Origin of the sequence: Variovorax sp. N23 (genome assembly GCF_025486315.1) — a bacterium.
In the GTDB taxonomy this organism is placed as follows: Bacteria; Pseudomonadota; Gammaproteobacteria; order Burkholderiales; family Burkholderiaceae_C; genus Variovorax.
Genome location: NZ_JAOOPY010000027.1, coordinates 1 through 16,032 on the forward strand (window position 1 = coordinate 1; position 16,032 = coordinate 16,032).

Sequence of the window (16,032 nt, forward strand, 5' to 3'; positions counted from 1 at the left end):
ACATTGCCCGCCCTGTACCCGTTGGAAAGGCGCGGATTCTGAGGGCGAGGCTGCGCCCAGAATGTCAATGAATGTGGCCTAGGCGAAAGGCCGGGAAATTCACCTCGGTTGTGTGACCGAATCGCGGGTCTGGCCCGCGCGGAAAAGGCCGCTTAGAACTTCTCGTGCGGCAGCAGGTACCGCCACTCGCCCGGCGCCAGCCCCGCGAGCGGCACGCGGCCGACGCGCAGGCGCTTCATCGCGACGATCCTTAGATCGACGCTGTCGCACATCTGCGCGATCTGCCCCGGCCAGGCGCCCTTCATCGCGAAGCGCAGGCCGGTCACGCCCTCGTTCTGGCGGTTGACGCTGACCTTGGCCGGCAGCATGGCGCGGCCGTCGACCACGGGCGACTGGTTCAGGCGGTGCAGCGCCTGCGGGCCCACCTCGCCCTGCACGTCGACCATCACCTCGTACTCCATGAGGGCGGCGTCTTCGACCAGCTTGCGTTCGATGCGCGGGTCCTGCGTGAAGACGATGAGCCCGCTCGCGCCCTTTTCCAGCGGCGTGAAGCAGTGCTGGTTGGCGAAGTGCCGTTGCAGCGTGGGCCGCTGCGAATCGTCGGCCTCGCTGCGCTGCGCCGGCACCAGCAGCTTCGGGACGGGGGCATCGAAGGCGATGCCGGCGGGCTTGTTCAGCAGGATCGTCACGACCTGCACCGGCTCGGGCCTGGCGCCGGTGGCGATCTCGACGCGCTGCTGCGGCGTGACGCGTGCCTGCGGCACCTCGACCACGTTGCCGTCGACGCGCACCGCGCCGTTCTCGATCAGCAGTTCGGCCTCGCGGCGCGAGCAGTTCATGTCGGCGGCGACGCGCTTGGCCAGGCGGATGCCCTCGTCCCGGGTCTGGAGGATGTTCATGCGAGCGATCTTTCGCGGATGCGTGCGACGTGCGCCGCCAGCGAGCGTGCGGCCATCGGCCACATGCGCTGCGGCACGTCGGCGTAGGCGATCGGCAGCCAGTCTTCGGGCGTGCCGTCGGGGTGCTCGCGCATCGCCTCGAGGATGCGCGCTTCGCGCCGGAAGCGGTGCATCTTGAGGAAGGCGATGGCATCGCGCGCCGAGGCGATCGCGTAGCCGTGCGCGGGCAGGATGAAGTCGACGCCGCCGACGCGGCAGATGTCGTCGAGCAGGTCGAGCGAATCGAGGTACGCGGTCATGTTGCCGTCCGGCGGGTCGACGATGGTGGTGCTCCCGTTGAGGATGTGGTCGCCCGAGAACAGCAGGCCGTCTTCCTGCAGCACCAGGCACAGGTGGTTGGCCGCATGGCCCGGCGTGTGCACGACGCGCAGCGTGTGCGTGTGCGTGGTCTCGGGCGTCGGCCCTTCGAGCACCAGATGTTCACCGTCGACCAGGGCGCGGTCGGGGGTGAAGCGCGCGTTCGGCCTGGCGGTGGGTGCCGACGGCAGGCCCAGGATCGGTGGGCGCGGCTCGCACAGCGCCTGCAGCGGCCGGGCGGCGGGCGAATGGTCGGCGTGCGAATGGGTGCAGACGATCATGCGGATGTCGCCGGCCGTCGCGTCGTACAGCCGGCGGATGTGTGCGGGGGCTAGCGGGCCGGGGTCGATCACGATGTAGCCGGTGGTCTCGTCGCCGACGAGGTAGCTGTTGGTGCCGGGGCCGGTCATGGCGCCGGGGTTGGGGGCGGTCAGGCGCCGCAGGTTGCGCAGCAGCGCGACGGGCGCGTCGGTCTGCCAGTCGAGCGCATGCACGATCTGGCCGTCCGGGCAGACCAGCGCAAGCTCGCCGTAGGGCCGCTCGTGCTCCATGTAGCGAGCCTCCGCGCCGTCGAGCAGGCCGGCGCGTGGGCAGCTGGTGAAGAGCGGCTGCTCTTGCGCGCAGTCCTCCAGCACCGCGTCGACCGAGCCGTAGGTGGCCAGGCGTTCCAGCGTGCGCACCGTGGGGAACATCAGCCGGAAGCGCTGCGCGGCGTGGCGCGCCAGCGCCTCGGCCGGCCGCACCCAGACCGGCTCGAACTGCTCGGTCTCGTCGGCCACCGGCACCTGGCCGTCGGGCATGCGCGCCACCAGGAAGGGCACGTCGAAGCGCTTGGGCAGGTCGCGGTCGGTCACCCAGTGCGCGAAGGTGAAGACGGCATCGGTCGCCAGCACCAGGCCGCGCTTCGTGCACTGTGCCGCGAAGGGCGTGGTGCCGTCGGCGGTGCTGCGGTCCATCGCCGCGACGGCCGCGGCCTGCACCGGCCGGCCATCGTCGGCATGGTGGGCCAGCAGCACGCCCAGTTCCTCGAAGGTCTCGCGCAGCGCCGCGATGGCCTGCGTGAGCTGCACGTCGCTCTGGGTGGCGCGGCGCTTCGCGATGCCGTGCGCCTGCGCGTCGCTGTCGTCGATGCGCCCGCCCGGGAACACGTAGGCGCCGGCGCCGAAGCTGGCCTTGTCGGACCGGCGCGTCATCAGCACCTCCAGGCCCGCCGGCGTGTCGCGCAGCAGCAGGAGGGTGGCGGCCGGCCGCACGGGGGCCGGCTCGCGCTGCGGGTGGATGTGTTGGGTGGGGCGGACCATCCGGGGATTATCGGCAGACGCGTGCCGCCGCGATCCCATCGAGGTCGCCGACGCGTCCTTAAGAAAAAACAAAGCCTGCGGGCCGATCATCGCGGCACACTGCGCGCTGCATTCCACCCGACCCACGCTCCCTGGAGACCGATCATGAACCACGACACCGGCCGAGCGGCCGCTGCGTCCGCCCCGAGAAACGCCCGATGAGAGCCACCGCCCGACGCCACATCGAGCGCCATCGCACCGATCGTATCGGCTGGCTGCGTGCCGCGGTGCTCGGCGCCAACGACGGCATCGTCTCCACTGCCAGCCTGATCGTCGGCGTGGCGGCGGCCCACGCCAGCCACGGCAGCATCGTCATGACCGGCGTGGCCGGTCTGGCGGCCGGTGCCATGTCGATGGCCGCCGGCGAGTACGTGTCGGTGCATTCGCAGGCCGACACCGAGGAGGCCGACCTGGCGCGCGAACGCACCGAGCTCGACGAAGACCCGGCGGCCGAGTTGCGCGAGCTGACGGCCATCTACGTCGGGCGCGGCCTGCCGCATCCGCTGGCCACGCAGGTCGCGCAGGCGTTGATGGCACACGACGCCCTGGGCGCCCATGCGCGCGACGAACTGGGCATCTCGGAGGCCTTCAGTGCGCAGCCCCTGCAGGCCGCGATGGCCTCGGCGGCCAGCTTCACGGTCGGTGCGGCATTGCCGCTGGGCGTGGCCTGGCTGGCCGACGGCCCGCAATTGATCACCTGGGTGGCGGCGCTGTCGATCGTCTTCCTGGCCGGGCTCGGCGCCCTGGCCGCGCGCGCTGGGGGCGCGAAAGTCCTTCCGTCGACCTGGCGCGTCACGCTGTGGGGTGCCCTCGCGATGGCGGTGACGGCGGCCGCGGGCGTGCTGTTCTCCGGCGTCGCGTAGGCGCTGTCCATAATGCCCCGGGCGCGCCCCGCCGGGCCGCGCGGAGGAACCGACCATGCGCTTGCTGATCGTTGAAGACGATGTCCTGCTGGGTGACGCCCTGGCCACGGGCCTGCGCCAGCGGGGCCATGCGGTCGACTGGTTCGGCGACGGCGCCCAGGCCGATGCGGCGCTCGCGGGGGCTGCGTTCGACGCCGTCGTGCTCGACCTCGGACTGCCGCGCGGCGACGGCATGGTGTGGCTGCGGCGCTGGCGCGAACGCGGGCTCAAGCTGCCGCTGCTGATCCTCACCGCGCGCGACGGCATCGAGCAGCGCATCGAGGGGCTGGACGCCGGGGCCGACGATTACCTGGTCAAGCCCATCACCATCGACGAACTCGCGGCGCGGCTGCGCGCCCTGGTGCGCCGTTCCGCGGGCCAGGCGCAGGCCTCCTGGCAGCAGGGCGCGCTCGCCTACGACCCGGCCACGAAGGTGGTGCGATGGAAGGGCGTGCAGGTCGACCTCACCGGCCGCGAACTGGCACTGCTCGAAGCCCTCATGACCCAGTCGCAGCGGGTGCTGTCCAAAGCCCACCTGCTCGAGAAGCTCTACGACTGGAGCGGTGTCGAACCCGAGAGCAATGCGCTCGAGGTCCACATCCATCACCTGCGCCGCAAGATCGATCCGAACATCGTGCGCACGGTGCGCGGCGTGGGCTACGCCCTGGGTTCCGGCGAGGCGGCACCGTGAGCCTGCAGCGGCGGCTTCTGCTGTACCTGCTCATCTGCGCGCCGCTGGTGTGGGGCGTGGCGCTGGTCTTCTCCGTGAACCATGCGCGCCATGAAGTCAACGAGCTTTTCGACGCGGAGCTGATCCGGCTGGCACGTCAGGTGCAGGCCACCCTGGGCCGCGGGTTGCCGACCGAGGCGGCCACGCTGCCGTCGGCGCCGCACCGGGATGCCGTCGAGGCCGGCGATGCCGACGTGCGCGACCTGGCGGTGGCCGTGTGGGACCGGAGCGGCCAGCTGATGCTCTCCGACCGCGAGGGCGTCCAGCTGCCCTACCGCCCCGAGCGCGGCGGCTTCGTCGACGAGCAGCTGGCCGGCCGCGCCTGGCGCGTGTACTACCTGCAGTCCTTCGACGGGCGCTGGCTGGTGGCCTCGGGCCAGCGCGTCTTCGAGCGTGACGAGCTGGTCTACGGACTGACGGTCAGCCAGGTCGTTCCCTGGCTGCTCGTGCTGCCGGTGCTGCTCGGCGTTATGGCCTGGGCCGTGCGCCGCGCGCTGTTGCCCATGGCCAGGCTGACGCGCGATTTGCGGCGCCGTCCGGCCGACGACCTGCAACCCCTGGACGAGCGCCGTGCGCCGGCCGAACTCAAGCCCCTGATCGGCGCCATGAACGGGCTCTTCGCGCGCATCGAGCAGATGCTGGTGCGCGAGCGCCGCTTCACCGCCGATGCCGCGCACGAGCTGCGCACGCCGCTGGCCGTGCTGCGCGCGCAGTGGGACGTGGTGCAGCGCGCCGGCAGCCCGGCCGAGCGCGCGGCGGCCGAAGCCAAGTTCGGCATCGGCCTCGACCGGATGGGCCGGCTGGTCACGCAGATGCTGGCGCTGTCGCGGGTCGAGTCCGGCTCGGCACCGGTCCTCGACGACGTGCGGTGGACGCCCGTCGTCGAGCAGGCCATGAGCGACTGCCTGGCGCTGGCCGAGCGCCGCGGCATCGAGCTGGCCTGCGACTGGCCGCCGGCCGGCCGGCACCCGATGCCGCTGCTGGGCAACGAGCACCTGCTGACCGTGCTCTTGCGCAACCTGCTGGACAACGCGGTGCGCTACGCGCCGGCCGGCACGCTGGTGACGCTGCGCATCGGGCAGGACACGATCGAGGTCGAGAACGCCGGCCCGCCGCTGTCGGCCGAGCAACTGGCCCGCCTGGGCGAGCGCTTCTACCGGCCCGACGGCCAGCAGGAAGTGGGCAGCGGCCTGGGCGTGTCGATCGTGCGCCGCATCGCGCAGCTGCATGGCCTCGAGCTGGTGTTCGGCACCCGGGCCGACGGCACCGGGGTACGGGCATTGCTGCGCTTCGACAGCGAGCACCGTTGACGGCGACGGTGGGCCCTGCCTACTTGGCGGCCTTGTTGGCCTTGTCGAGCAGCGCCCGCGCCTCCTCCCGCCGGCCGGTATCCGCAATCTGCCGGCCGGGGCGCGGCGGTGCCTGCAAGGCGCGTTCGAGGTAGGCGGCGGCCTCCTGGGGCTGCTTGGTCTCGACCAGGTACTCGCCGTAGAAGAAGTTCGGGTCGATGCCCTTCGGGTTGAGCGTGAGGGCCTTCGTCAGCAGTTCCTTCGCCTTCGCCTTGTCGCCGAAGCCGACCGGCCAGCCCGGCACCTTGTAGTAGAGGACGCCCAGGCTGTTGTAGGCCGAGCCTTCGAGCACGCTGCCGTCGATGGCGATGGCGGACTCATAGAGGGCCTTGGCCTGCTTGACCAGGCTCAGCGCGCCGAGGCCGCCTTTCTCGCCGGCCCAGGAGCTCACGATGATGCCTTCCCACACCAGCGGCTCGGCGCGACCGGGGAAGGCCTCGCTCACCTTGTGCGCCTTGGCCGCGAGCGCCTCGAAGCCCTTCTCGCGTTCGGCCGCGGGGCTCTGGTAGCGGATCGCTTCCCAGTCGTGCTGCAGTTCGCCGACGGCTTCCGACACCGTGGCGGCGCGCGCAGGCAGCGCAGGCAGCAGGGCGAGCACGGCGAGACTCGCGACGAGGCATCCGGTCAGCCATCGCCGTGTGCTGGATGAAGTGTTTCTGAAATCGGTCATGGGTTCTTTCGGTGGGAGATTCAGGGGGCGTCGCGCATCAGCGAATGGCTGTCGGCCTCGGCCGGAGGGTCGGTCGGCAGGGTGCAGTCCAGCACCGGCGCGGGCGGCGCGGTCAGGGGAGGCAGGCTGCTGCGGTGCTTGCGGAACGCGCCGTCCAGCAGGCTGGGCGCCAGGCCGTTCAGGCGCACCGCCAGGCTTTCCGGAAAGCCGACGAAGCGTTCGGCCGCGCCGCTCTCGATCAGCTGCAGCAGCGCCTGCGCGGCGACTTCCGGCGCGTCCATGGCGGTGCCGGTGGCCTTGTTGTAGCCGTCGACGGCGTCGCTGTTGAAGGCGGTGCGCGTGCTGCGCGGGCCGAGGTACTGCACGCCGACGTGGCTGTCGCCCAGTTCGCGCCGCAGCGATTCCGCGAAGCCGCGCAGTCCGAACTTGCTGGCGCTGTAGACGCTGAAGCCCGGCAGGCCGAGGCGCCCGAGCACCGAGCCGACGAAGACGATGCGCGCCTCGGGGCGTGTGCGCAGGTGCGGCAGCAGCGCCTGGGTCAGCAGCATGGGGGCGAACAGGTTCAGGTGCAGTACCTGCGCCATCTCGTTGGCACCGAAGCCCTCGATGCGGCCGAAGGCGGGCACGCCGGCGTTGTGGACGAGCACGTTGCAGCCCCAGCCGGCCGCGACATCGCTGATCCCGCCGAGGCTGGACGTGCGCGTGAGGTCGGCGGCATACCACTCGATGGCGGGCGGTGTCGGGCCGGTGCAGGTGCGTGCCAGCGCCCGCGCCTGGGCCGCCAGCCGCGCTGGCGAGCGGCCCAGCAGCATGACGGATGCGCCGGCGCCCACCAGCGCGGCCGCGGCCGCCTGGCCGATGCCGCCGGTGGCGCCGGTCAGCAGCACCCGTGCGTCCTTCGCCTTCATGCTGCGACCGCCTGGGTCGACGCTGTCACGGGCAGCGGCAGGCTGCGGAACACGTCGCCGTAGAGCCGGTAGAACGCCCGTGCGGCATGCACGATGTCGGCCTGGTCCGTCGGGGACTCGATCCGGTCCATCAGCAGCTCGAAATGCGCCGTGTGCTCCAGGTCGAGCGTGCCGTGCGAGCGCAGGTAGCTGAAGGCGGCGTCGGGCAGGCCGAGCGGCTTCTGGATCTGGTCGGCGGCCATCAGCGCCAGCGAGACGCTGGTGCCCTCCAGCACATGCACCATGCCGAAGAAGCCCAGCGGGTTGCGCCGCGCGATGGTGTCGTAGGCATAGGCCACCATCACCTCGGTCGCGTGGCCGGGCGGGCCGTCGCGCACCGCGTCGGCATCGCCGCCGCAGGCGCGGATGTCGTCGAGGATCCACAGGTCGTGGCCCTCTTCTTCGGCGATGTATTCGTCGAGCGGGCCATGCAGCCACTGGTTGGCCGGTGGCAGCGCCGCCTGGCAGGCGCGCAGCAGCGGCACGGTGTGGCGCACATGGTGGTAGGCCTCGCGCAGGAAGGCCACGTAGCTGGGCAGCGAGACTTCGCCGCGCAGGCAACCCTGGATGATGGGCGTGCCCAGAAGGCCCGTGCGGGCGTCGGCGGTCTCTGCGACCAGGCGTGCATAGAAACTCATGAAGGCTCCAGGATCAAAGGTTGGGGCGCGGTGTCGTCTCGAGGGCGTCCGCGTGCATTTGCAGGATGGCCGCGCGCTGCGGGCGGCCGTTGGCGGTGGCCAGCCCGGACGCGGCACTGAAGTCGGCCCGGCCACGCAGCCAGCGCTCGATGCGTGCGTAGTCGGGCAGGGTGTGGTTGGCCGCATCGACGGCGGCCTGCAGGGCCGTGTCGGGCAGGTCGGGTCGCGTCGGCCACACCACCGCGCTCAGGGCCGGTTCGCCGTCGCCGAACACCACCGCCTGCGCGATGGCGTTCTCGCCGCGCAGGGCCGTCTCGACCCATTCGGGCGACACGTTGCGGCCGAAGGCGGTGATCAGCACGTGCTTCTTGCGGCCCTGAATGTGCAGGAAGCCGTCGGCGTCGATCGTGCCGAGGTCGCCGGTCGGCCACCAGGCCTGCGGTGCCTGCAGTGCCTGCGGGTGGCCCAGGTAGCCGCTGAACAGACTACCGGCGACTTCGACTTCACCGTCCGCGGCGATGCGCAGCCGCGCATGCGGCAGCGCGCGCCCGGCGCTGCCGGCACGCGCCGCACCGGGCAGGTTCAGCGTCTGCACCGAGGCGCCTTCGGACAGCCCGTAGCCCTCGTGCGCCGGGATGCCGACGGCCTGCGCCGCCTGCAGCAGCTTGGCCCCCACGGCCGCGCCGCCGACCGCCACCATCCGCAGCGATTCCGGTGCGCGCTGCCCGCTCTGCATCAGGTGGCCGACCCAGGCGCGCAGCATCTGCGGCAGCAGGATGATGCTGTGCGGCTGCTGGCGCACCACCACGTCCTGGAACCGTGCGGCATCGAAGCTCGACGACCCGCGCAGGCCCAGCTGTTCGAGCGGCAGCACCACGCAGGTGGCGCCGCGCATCAGCGGGGCCATCAGGCCCGCGATGTTCTCCAGCAGCACCGCGAAGGGCAGGGCGCACAGGTGGCGCCGGATGTCGAGCGGGGCCATGGCCTCGACCAGCCCCTGGGCCACCCGCCGCATCGCCTCGCCGGACAGGCACACGCCCTTCGGCGCGCCGGTGGTGCCCGAGGTGAAGGTGATCTTGGCGGTGCCGGCAGGCATCGGCACGGGCGCGCCCGGCAGCCGCAGCATCGCCAGGGGTTGTGCCGCGACAGTGAGTGCCTCGGTCGGTGCGCCGGCCCAGCGGGCGGCCAGCGCGGGCGGGGTCAGCACCGTGTCGACGCCCGCGGCCTGCAAGGCATGGCCGATCTGCTCGGGCGTGAAGAACACGGGCAGGGGGACGTGCACGATATCGGCCGCTGCGGCTGCGAGGTCCGCCACGACCCAGGCGGCGCCGTTGTCCATCAACGTGGCCAGCACCTGCGTGCGCTGCGCCACGAGGCGGTCGCGCAGCGCATCGACCTCGGCCTGCAGCGCGTCGCGATGCCAGGTGCGTGCACCGTCGTCCAACGCCGCATCGTTGCCCAGGGGGAGTGCCGTCATCGCGCGCCCTTGGCCGCGCCGGCGCGGCGCGCCATGTGGTGCAGGGCCTGGCCGAGGTGGCCCGCCAGCACGACCGGCCGATGGTCGTAGTAGCTGCCCCAGTGCGCCGCTTCCGCCCCGAGGGCGGCCGGGTCGGCGGTGCCGAGCGCCAGCGGCGTGACGCCGATGCGCACGAAGAGCTGGCGCAGCTCGGTCGTGAGGGTGCCCACGACCCACTGGAAGCCCTGTGCGGCCAGGTGCGGGCCGAGCAGCGCGATCAGGCGCCGCCCTTCGCCGGAACGCGAGGCGGCCAGGTGCCCGACCTCGACCACGCTGCGGCGCGCCGGCTGCGCCACGGCCTGCGCGGCGAGCAGCGCCTCGACCGGCGACGGCAGGTAGCGCTCGAGGAACAGCGGCGCATCGGCGGCGCTGCGATAGCCGGCGGCCGCGACGATCTCGCCGTGGTCCTGCAGGCTCACCAGCACCGGCGCGAACTGCTGCACCTGGGCGCCGTAGCGCCGCGCGAAGATGTCTCGAACGAAGGCTTCGACCTCGGCACGCCGCGGGTCGTCGCGCCCGTGCACGACGAGGGCGGGCCGCTCGGACGCGGCACCGGCCGCTGGCGACGGATCGCCATCGTGGGGGGAAACAGCCATGAACATTCACTCTCCTTCGAGGCCCTTGCCGAACGATGGCCAGGGTTGAGAAGTCGGATGCTCGCGGTTGGTGATTAAGCCGACATTAAGTGGCGGCGCGCGCTGTCATGGCGCGGCCGGCCTGACAGGCCGCATGCCCACGGCCCCGTGGCAAGATGCGTCGCTTCATCGCCTCACGCCCGCCGCATGCTGATCAATTGCGTTGTCTACGAGAACGGCACCAAGCTGGCCGACATTCCGGTCGGCCGCATCAACGAGTACATCGCGCTGCCGAACTGCTTCGTCTGGGTGGCGCTGCACGACCCGACGCAGAACGAGATGGATGAGGTGCAGCAGGCCTTCGACCTGCATCCGCTGGCCGTGGAAGACGCGCAGAAGGGCCACCAGCGGCCCAAGGTGGAGGAATACGGCGATTCGCTCTTCGTCGTGCTGCACCTGATCGATGCCGACACGGACCATGCACGCAGCAGCATGACAGTGGGAGAGGCCGACGTGTTCGTCGGGCGCAACTACGTGGTGTCGGTGCGCAACCGCAGCACGCATGGTTTCGCGGAAGTGCGCGAGCGTTGCGAGCGCGAGCCGGAGCTGCTGAAGAACGGCCCCGGCTTCGTGCTGTATGCGCTGATGGACGCGGTGGTCGACCGCTACTTCCCCGCCATCGACGCCTTCGACGTCGAGCTCGAAGCCATCGAGGAAAGCATCTTCACCCTGGGCGGCGCGCGCGAGAACATCCAGCGCCTGTACAGCCTGAAGCAGCGCCTGACGGTGCTCAAGCATGCGGTCGCGCCGCTGCTGGAGGGCACGAACAAGCTGCACGGCGGGCGCGTGCCGCAGGTCTGCATGGGCACGCAGGAGTACTTCCGCGACGTGCTCGATCACCTGAGCCGCATCAACGGCACCATCGATTCGATGCGCGACACCATCGGCACCGCCATCCAGGCCAACCTGTCGCTGGTGACCATCAGCGACGGCGAGGTCACCAAGCGGCTGGCGGCGTGGGCCGCGATCTTCGCCGTGTGCACGGCCTTCGTCGGCGTCTGGGGCATGAACTTCGAGCACATGCCCGAACTGAAGTGGCGCTACGGCTATGCGATGGCGCTGGGGCTCATCGTGGCGGTGTGCGGTTACCTGTACCACCGCTTCCGAAAGGCCGGCTGGGTCTGACCCCGGCCAGCGTGCTCAGCGGCCCCAGCGCAGCACCAACGGGTCGAGCCGGCGCGCGATGTCGAGCAGGCCGCGGCGCACGTCCGGATGCATCGACGGCCACGGGTGGCGCGGCGCATCGCAGGCGATCACGCCGCCTTCCTTCATCAGCGCCTTGGCCGCCAGAAAGCCGGCCTGCCGGTTCTCGTGGTTGATCAGCGGCAGCCAGCGCTGGTACAGCGTGAAGGCCAGGTCGGCATCGCCGCTGCGGTGCGCTTCGATGATCGGGCGGATGCCGTCGGCGAAGCCGCCGCCGGTCATGGCGCCGGTGGCGCCGGCGTCCAGGTCGGCCAGCAGCGTGATGGCTTCCTCGCCGTCCCACGGGCCTTCGATGGCTTCGCCGCCCAGGCGGATCAGCTCGCGCAGCTTGGCAGCAGCGCCCGGCGTCTCGATCTTGAAGTAGCTCAGCTGCTCGATCTCGGTCGCCATCTTCGCGAGGAAGGCGGCCGACAGCACCGTGCCGCTGGCGGGGGCGTCCTGCACCATGATCGGAATCGACACCGCGTCCGACAGCTGCGCATAGAACTCGAAGATTTTTGCTTCAGGCACGCGGAAGGTGGCGCCGTGGTAGGGCGGCATCACCATCAGCATGGCCGCGCCCATGGCCTGTGCGCGGCGGCTGCGCTCGATGCACACGGCGGTGCTGAAGTGGGTGGTGGTGACGATCACCGGCACGCGGCCTGCCACGTGTTCGAGGGCGGTGCGGGTGAGCACCTCGCGCTCGTCGTCCGACAGCAGGAACTGCTCGGAGAAGTTCGCCAGGATGCAGAGGCCGTCGACACCGGAATCGATCATGAAGTCGAGGCAGCGCTTCTGGCTGGCCAGATCGAGCGCGCCCGATTCGGTGAAGGTGGTGGGCGCGACCGGGAAGATGCCGCGATAGCGCGGGTTGGAGAGGGTGTGTGTCATGGATGGCTCAGTGCGAATGACGGGGAACGGCGGCGCCGCGGCAGCCGACGAGGAAGTCGAAGTCGCAGCCTTCGTCGGCCTGCAGCACATGGTCGACATACAGCCGCTGGTAGCCGCCGGGCATGCCCGGTGGCTGTGCGGCCAGCGAGCGCAGGCGCTCAGCCAGTTCCTCGTCGCTGATGTCCAGGTGCAGGCGGCCACCGGCGCAGTCGAGCTCGATGAAGTCGCCGTCGCGCACGGCCGCCAGCGGGCCGCCGTCGGCCGCTTCGGGCGCGACGTGCAGCACCACCGTGCCGTAGGCGGTGCCGCTCATGCGGGCGTCCGAGATGCGCACCATGTCCTTGATGCCCTGGCGCAGCAGCTTGGGCGGCAGGCCCATGTTGCCGACCTCGGCCATGCCGGGGTAGCCCTTGGGGCCGCAGTTCTTCAGCACCATCACGCAGCTGGCGTCGATGTCGAGGTCTTCGTCGACGATGCGCGCCTTGTAGTGCTCCAGGTTCTCGAACACCACCGCGCGCCCGCGGTGCTGCAGCAGCGCCGGCGTCGCGGCCGAGGGCTTGAGCACCGCGCCGCGCGGCGACAGGTTGCCGCGCAGGATGCAGATGCCGCCATCGGCGATCAGCGGATTGGCCAGCGGGCGGATCACCTCGTCGTTGTAGCTCGGTGCCTCGCGTACGTTGTCCCAGAGCGAGCGGCCATTGACGGTGAGCGCGCCGGGGTGCGGCAGCAGGTCGTGCTCGCCCAGGCGGCGCAGCACCGCGGGCAGGCCGCCCGCGTAGTAGAACTCTTCCATGAGGAAGCGGCCTGACGGCTGCAGGTCGACCAGCGTCGGCGTGCCGCGGCCGATGCGCGTCCAGTCCTCCAACTCGAGGTCGACGCCAATGCGCCCGGCGATCGCCTTCAGGTGGATCACCGCGTTGGTCGAGCCGCCGATGGCCGCGTTCACGCGGATCGCGTTCTCGAAGGCTTCGCGCGTGAGGATCTTCGACAGCGTGAGGCCTTCCCTGGCCATCTCGACTGCGCGCATTCCCGACATCTGCGCGAGCACGTAGCGCCGCGCGTCGACTGCCGGAATGGCCGCGTTGTGCGGCAGCGAGGTGCCCAGCGCCTCGGCCATGCAGGCCATGGTGGATGCCGTGCCCATGGTGTTGCAAGTACCGGCCGAGCGCGACATGCCGGCCTCGGCGGCAAAGAACTGGTGCTCGTTGATCTCACCGGCCTTGAGCGATTCGTGCAGCTGCCACACGGCCGTGCCCGAGCCGATGTTTTTGCCTTCGAGCTTGCCGTTGAGCATCGGCCCGCCGGTCACGACGATGGCGGGGATGTCGCAGCTCGCGGCGCCCATCAGCAGCGCGGGCGTGGTCTTGTCGCAGCCGACCAGCAGCACCACGGCATCGATCGGGTTGCCGCGGATGGCTTCCTCCACGTCCATGCTCGCCAGGTTGCGCGTGAGCATCGCGGTCGGCCGCAGGTTCGACTCGCCGTTGGAGAACACCGGGAACTCGACCGGGAAGCCGCCAGCCTCGGAGATGCCGCGCTTGACGTGCTCTGCAATCTTTCGGAAGTGCGCGTTGCAGGGCGTGAGTTCCGACCAGGTGTTGCAGATGCCGACGATCGGCCGGCCGTCGAACTCGTGGTCGGGGATGCCCTGGTTCTTCATCCAGCTGCGGTACATGAAGCCGTTCTTGTCGGCGGTGCCGAACCATTCGGTCGAGCGCAGTTTTTTCTTGGGGATGTCCGACATGCTGGGGGTGTCCTGTGGCGCGAGAAGGAGGAGGGGTGGGTCAGCGCAGCGGGGCGCGTGACGTGAAGAAGCGTTGCAGCAGGCAGAAGACGAAGAGCAGCGCACCAACCACGATGCGCGTCCACCACGAGCTCAGCGAACCGTCGAAGGAGATCAGCGTCTGGATGATCCCGAGCATCAGCGCGCCGAACAGCGTGCCGGCCACGTAGCCCACGCCGCCGGTGAGCAGCGTGCCGCCGATCACCACCGCGGCGATGGCGTCGAGTTCCAGCCCGACCGCATGCAGGCCGTAGCCCGACAGCATGTAGAAGGTGAAGATCACGCCGGCCAGCGCCGAGCAGAAGCCCGACAGCGTGTACACGCCGACGAGCGTGCGGCGCACCGGCAGGCCCATCAGCATCGCCGAATGCTCGCTGCCGCCCACCGCGTAGACCGCGCGGCCGAAGGCGGTGCAGTGCGCGATGAACACGGCGGCCAGCACTACCACGATGGCAATCACCGCGCTGATGGAGAGCGACGCGTCGCCCCACACCGGAATGCGGAACTGCGCCACCTGCGTATAGAAATCGTTGGTGATGCTGATCGAGTCGATGCTGATCAGGTAGCAGAGGCCCCGCGCGAGGAACATGCCGGCCAGCGTCACGATGAAGGGCTGCAGCCGGAAGCGTTCGATCAGGAAACCCATGAAGGCGCCGAACACCGTGCCCATGGCGAGCACCAACGGGATCACTGCCAGCGGGCTCCAGCCATGGCGCTCGACCAGCGCGGCCGACACCATGGTGGTGAGCGCGATCACCGCGCCCACCGACAGGTCGATGCCGCCCGAGAGGATCACGAAGGTCATGCCGACCGCCACCACGATCAGGAAGGCGTTGTCGATCAGCAGGTTGAGGAAGACCTGTGCCGAGAAGAAGCTGTCGTAGGCGAAGGAGCCGAAGCTCGCCATCAGCACGAACAGCGAGATGGTCGCGGTCAGCGGCAGGTACTTGGGGTTGAGCTTGCGGCGCCTGCCCCCTCGCCCGTTCGCGGGAGAGGGCTGGGGTGAGGGCGTCGACTCGATCACGGCGCTCATCGACGCACCTCACTCAGCGCAGGGCGCAGCGCCCAACTGCGCACCGTCGCGCGGAACTCGGCCGACTGCAGCAGCATCACGATGAACACCACCACCGCCTTCACCACCAGGTTGATCTCCGGCGGCACGCCGAGCGAATAGATCGCGTAGGTCAGCGTCTGGATGATGAGCGCGCCGATCGCGCTGCCCACCAGGCTGAAGCGTCCACCGGTGAGTGCCGTGCCACCGAGCGTGACCGCCAGGATGGCGTCGAGCTCCAGCAGCTGGCCGGCGTTGTTGCCGTCGGCGCTCTTCACGTTCGAGCTGATCAACAGGCCCGCGATGCCGGTGCACAGGCCGCAGAAGGCGTACGCGCCAACCAGCAACCGGCGCGACTGTACGCCGGCCACGCGCGCCGCCGTCGGGTTGATGCCCACCGCCTGGATGAAGAGGCCGAGCGCGGTGCGGGTGATCGCCAGGTAGAGCAGCGCGAACACCGCCGCCGCCACGAAGACCGAGAAGGGCAGGCCCAGCAAATAGCCGCCGCCGAGGAAGAAGTAGGGCTTGTAGTAGATCGTGATGATCTGCCCGTTGGTGATGAGCTGCGCGATGCCGCGGCCCGCCACCATCAGGATCAGTGTCGCGATGATCGGCTGCATGCCCACGCGTGCCACGAGCAGGCCGTTCCACAGCCCGCACAGCAGCGCGACGCCCAGCGCCGCGCCGATGGCCAGCGGCAGCGGGAAGCGGGCGACGTCGCCGCCCATCGCGCCGCCGATCATCCAGGCCGCGGTCGCCGCCGCGATGGCGACCACCGCGCCGACCGAGATGTCGATGCCGCGTGTCGCGATCACCAGCGTCATGCCGAGGGACACGAGCACCAGCGGCGCGGCGCGGTTGAGGATGTCGATCAGGCTGCCGTAGAGATGGCCGTCACGCCATTCGAGGTGCAGGAAGCTCGGGTTGAACGCGGTGTTGAGCGCGAGCAAGAGCAGCAGCGTGATGATGGGCCAGGCCAAGCGGTGGCGCATTGCATTGGCCATGGGGTTCTCTGCGCTGTTGTTGGGTTGGGTCATGTTGGGTTGCTCGCGGACACGTTGTGCGGCGTGCGCAGGCCACCGGGTACTCCCCTCCGCGAATGTCCCCCGCCTTCGGCTCCTCCTTTATTTCGCTGCGGGGAG

At 70.4% G+C, this 16,032-nt stretch carries 15 protein-coding genes; 4 read left to right on the forward strand and 11 right to left on the reverse strand.

Annotated features, from left to right (window positions below):
• Positions 1–152: 152 nt before the first annotated feature.
• Positions 153–899, reverse strand: coding sequence for an RNA pseudouridine synthase (locus tag N8A90_RS25035; RefSeq protein WP_262077999.1), 747 nt, complete (start codon positions 897–899; stop codon positions 153–155).
• Positions 896–2,557, reverse strand: coding sequence for an MBL fold metallo-hydrolase (locus tag N8A90_RS25040; protein WP_262078000.1), 1,662 nt, complete (start codon positions 2,555–2,557; stop codon positions 896–898). The genes N8A90_RS25035 and N8A90_RS25040 overlap by 4 nt, the downstream gene beginning before the upstream one ends.
• Before the next feature lie 197 nt (positions 2,558–2,754).
• On the opposite strand from N8A90_RS25040, the gene N8A90_RS25045 reads away from it, so the two are divergent.
• Genes N8A90_RS25045 through N8A90_RS25055 form a run of 3 tightly spaced genes read left to right on the forward strand, consistent with a single transcriptional unit; the run spans position 2,755 to position 5,538 of the window.
• Positions 2,755–3,459: a VIT family protein gene (locus tag N8A90_RS25045; protein ID WP_262078001.1), complete on the forward strand. Its 705-nt coding sequence runs from the start codon at positions 2,755–2,757 to the stop codon at positions 3,457–3,459.
• Between the two features lie 55 nt (positions 3,460–3,514).
• Positions 3,515–4,189, forward strand: coding sequence for a response regulator (locus N8A90_RS25050; protein ID WP_262078002.1), 675 nt, complete (start codon positions 3,515–3,517; stop codon positions 4,187–4,189).
• Positions 4,186–5,538, forward strand: coding sequence for an ATP-binding protein (locus N8A90_RS25055; RefSeq protein WP_262078003.1), 1,353 nt, complete (start codon positions 4,186–4,188; stop codon positions 5,536–5,538). Before N8A90_RS25050 ends, N8A90_RS25055 begins: the two co-directional genes overlap by 4 nt.
• A 19-nt stretch (positions 5,539–5,557) precedes the next feature.
• Here N8A90_RS25055 and N8A90_RS25060 read toward each other — a convergent pair whose 3' ends face one another.
• Genes N8A90_RS25060 through N8A90_RS25080 form a run of 5 tightly spaced genes read right to left on the reverse strand, consistent with a single transcriptional unit; the run spans position 5,558 to position 9,944 of the window.
• Positions 5,558–6,247: a TRAP transporter TatT component family protein gene (locus N8A90_RS25060; protein ID WP_262078004.1), complete on the reverse strand. Its 690-nt coding sequence runs from the start codon at positions 6,245–6,247 to the stop codon at positions 5,558–5,560.
• 20 nt (positions 6,248–6,267) lie between these two features.
• Positions 6,268–7,155 (reverse strand): SDR family oxidoreductase, encoded by an 888-nt coding sequence (locus tag N8A90_RS25065; protein WP_262078005.1) that lies wholly within the window; start codon positions 7,153–7,155, stop codon positions 6,268–6,270.
• A complete protein-coding gene (locus N8A90_RS25070; protein ID WP_262078006.1) occupies positions 7,152–7,832 on the reverse strand; it encodes a TenA family transcriptional regulator in 681 nt (226 codons plus the stop codon). The genes N8A90_RS25065 and N8A90_RS25070 overlap by 4 nt, the downstream gene beginning before the upstream one ends.
• A 13-nt stretch (positions 7,833–7,845) precedes the next feature.
• A complete protein-coding gene (locus N8A90_RS25075; protein WP_262078007.1) occupies positions 7,846–9,309 on the reverse strand; it encodes an AMP-binding protein in 1,464 nt (487 codons plus the stop codon).
• Positions 9,306–9,944 (reverse strand): thermostable hemolysin, encoded by a 639-nt coding sequence (locus N8A90_RS25080; RefSeq protein ID WP_262078008.1) that lies wholly within the window; start codon positions 9,942–9,944, stop codon positions 9,306–9,308. The genes N8A90_RS25075 and N8A90_RS25080 overlap by 4 nt, the downstream gene beginning before the upstream one ends.
• Before the next feature lie 186 nt (positions 9,945–10,130).
• Between N8A90_RS25080 and corA the strand changes: the two genes are divergently transcribed.
• Positions 10,131–11,108 carry a magnesium/cobalt transporter CorA gene (gene corA / locus N8A90_RS25085; protein ID WP_262078009.1) on the forward strand — a complete coding sequence of 326 codons (978 nt, stop codon included), beginning with the start codon at positions 10,131–10,133 and terminating at the stop codon, positions 11,106–11,108.
• A gap of 15 nt (positions 11,109–11,123) precedes the next feature.
• On the opposite strand, the gene N8A90_RS25090 is transcribed toward corA, so the two are convergent.
• The 4 genes from N8A90_RS25090 to N8A90_RS25105 are packed head-to-tail and all read right to left on the reverse strand — an operon-like array spanning position 11,124 to position 15,927.
• Positions 11,124–12,056 carry a dihydrodipicolinate synthase family protein gene (locus N8A90_RS25090; RefSeq protein WP_262078010.1) on the reverse strand — a complete coding sequence of 311 codons (933 nt, stop codon included), beginning with the start codon at positions 12,054–12,056 and terminating at the stop codon, positions 11,124–11,126.
• Positions 12,057–12,063: 7 nt separating this feature from the next.
• The gene (locus N8A90_RS25095) at positions 12,064–13,800 is read right to left on the reverse strand and encodes an IlvD/Edd family dehydratase (protein WP_262078011.1); all 1,737 of its coding nucleotides are present in this window, start codon (positions 13,798–13,800) and stop codon (positions 12,064–12,066) included.
• A 40-nt stretch (positions 13,801–13,840) separates the two neighbouring features.
• Entirely contained in the window at positions 13,841–14,872 is a 1,032-nt protein-coding gene (yjfF, locus tag N8A90_RS25100; RefSeq protein ID WP_262078012.1) for a galactofuranose ABC transporter, permease protein YjfF, read from the reverse strand.
• A complete protein-coding gene (locus N8A90_RS25105) occupies positions 14,869–15,927 on the reverse strand; it encodes an ABC transporter permease (RefSeq protein WP_262078013.1) in 1,059 nt (352 codons plus the stop codon). The genes yjfF and N8A90_RS25105 overlap by 4 nt, the downstream gene beginning before the upstream one ends.
• Between the last annotated feature and the right edge of the window lie 105 nt (positions 15,928–16,032).

Excerpts from the sequence above, each read along its gene's own strand:
- N8A90_RS25035 (WP_262077999.1), bottom strand. The coding sequence starts at position 899 with ATGAACATCCTCCAGACCCGGGACGAGGGCATCCGCCTGGCCAAGCGC.
- N8A90_RS25040 (WP_262078000.1), bottom strand. The coding sequence starts at position 2,557 with ATGGTCCGCCCCACCCAACACATCCACCCGCAGCGCGAGCCGGCCCCC.
- N8A90_RS25045 (WP_262078001.1), top strand. The coding sequence starts at position 2,755 with ATGAGAGCCACCGCCCGACGCCACATCGAGCGCCATCGCACCGATCGT.
- N8A90_RS25050 (WP_262078002.1), top strand. The coding sequence starts at position 3,515 with ATGCGCTTGCTGATCGTTGAAGACGATGTCCTGCTGGGTGACGCCCTG.
- N8A90_RS25060 (WP_262078004.1), bottom strand. The coding sequence starts at position 6,247 with ATGACCGATTTCAGAAACACTTCATCCAGCACACGGCGATGGCTGACC.
- N8A90_RS25065 (WP_262078005.1), bottom strand. The coding sequence starts at position 7,155 with ATGAAGGCGAAGGACGCACGGGTGCTGCTGACCGGCGCCACCGGCGGC.
- N8A90_RS25070 (WP_262078006.1), bottom strand. The coding sequence starts at position 7,832 with ATGAGTTTCTATGCACGCCTGGTCGCAGAGACCGCCGACGCCCGCACG.
- N8A90_RS25075 (WP_262078007.1), bottom strand. The coding sequence starts at position 9,309 with ATGACGGCACTCCCCCTGGGCAACGATGCGGCGTTGGACGACGGTGCA.
- N8A90_RS25080 (WP_262078008.1), bottom strand. The coding sequence starts at position 9,944 with ATGGCTGTTTCCCCCCACGATGGCGATCCGTCGCCAGCGGCCGGTGCC.
- corA (WP_262078009.1), top strand. The coding sequence starts at position 10,131 with ATGCTGATCAATTGCGTTGTCTACGAGAACGGCACCAAGCTGGCCGAC.
- N8A90_RS25090 (WP_262078010.1), bottom strand. The coding sequence starts at position 12,056 with ATGACACACACCCTCTCCAACCCGCGCTATCGCGGCATCTTCCCGGTC.
- N8A90_RS25095 (WP_262078011.1), bottom strand. The coding sequence starts at position 13,800 with ATGTCGGACATCCCCAAGAAAAAACTGCGCTCGACCGAATGGTTCGGC.
- yjfF (WP_262078012.1), bottom strand. The coding sequence starts at position 14,872 with ATGAGCGCCGTGATCGAGTCGACGCCCTCACCCCAGCCCTCTCCCGCG.
- N8A90_RS25105 (WP_262078013.1), bottom strand. The coding sequence starts at position 15,927 with ATGACCCAACCCAACAACAGCGCAGAGAACCCCATGGCCAATGCAATG.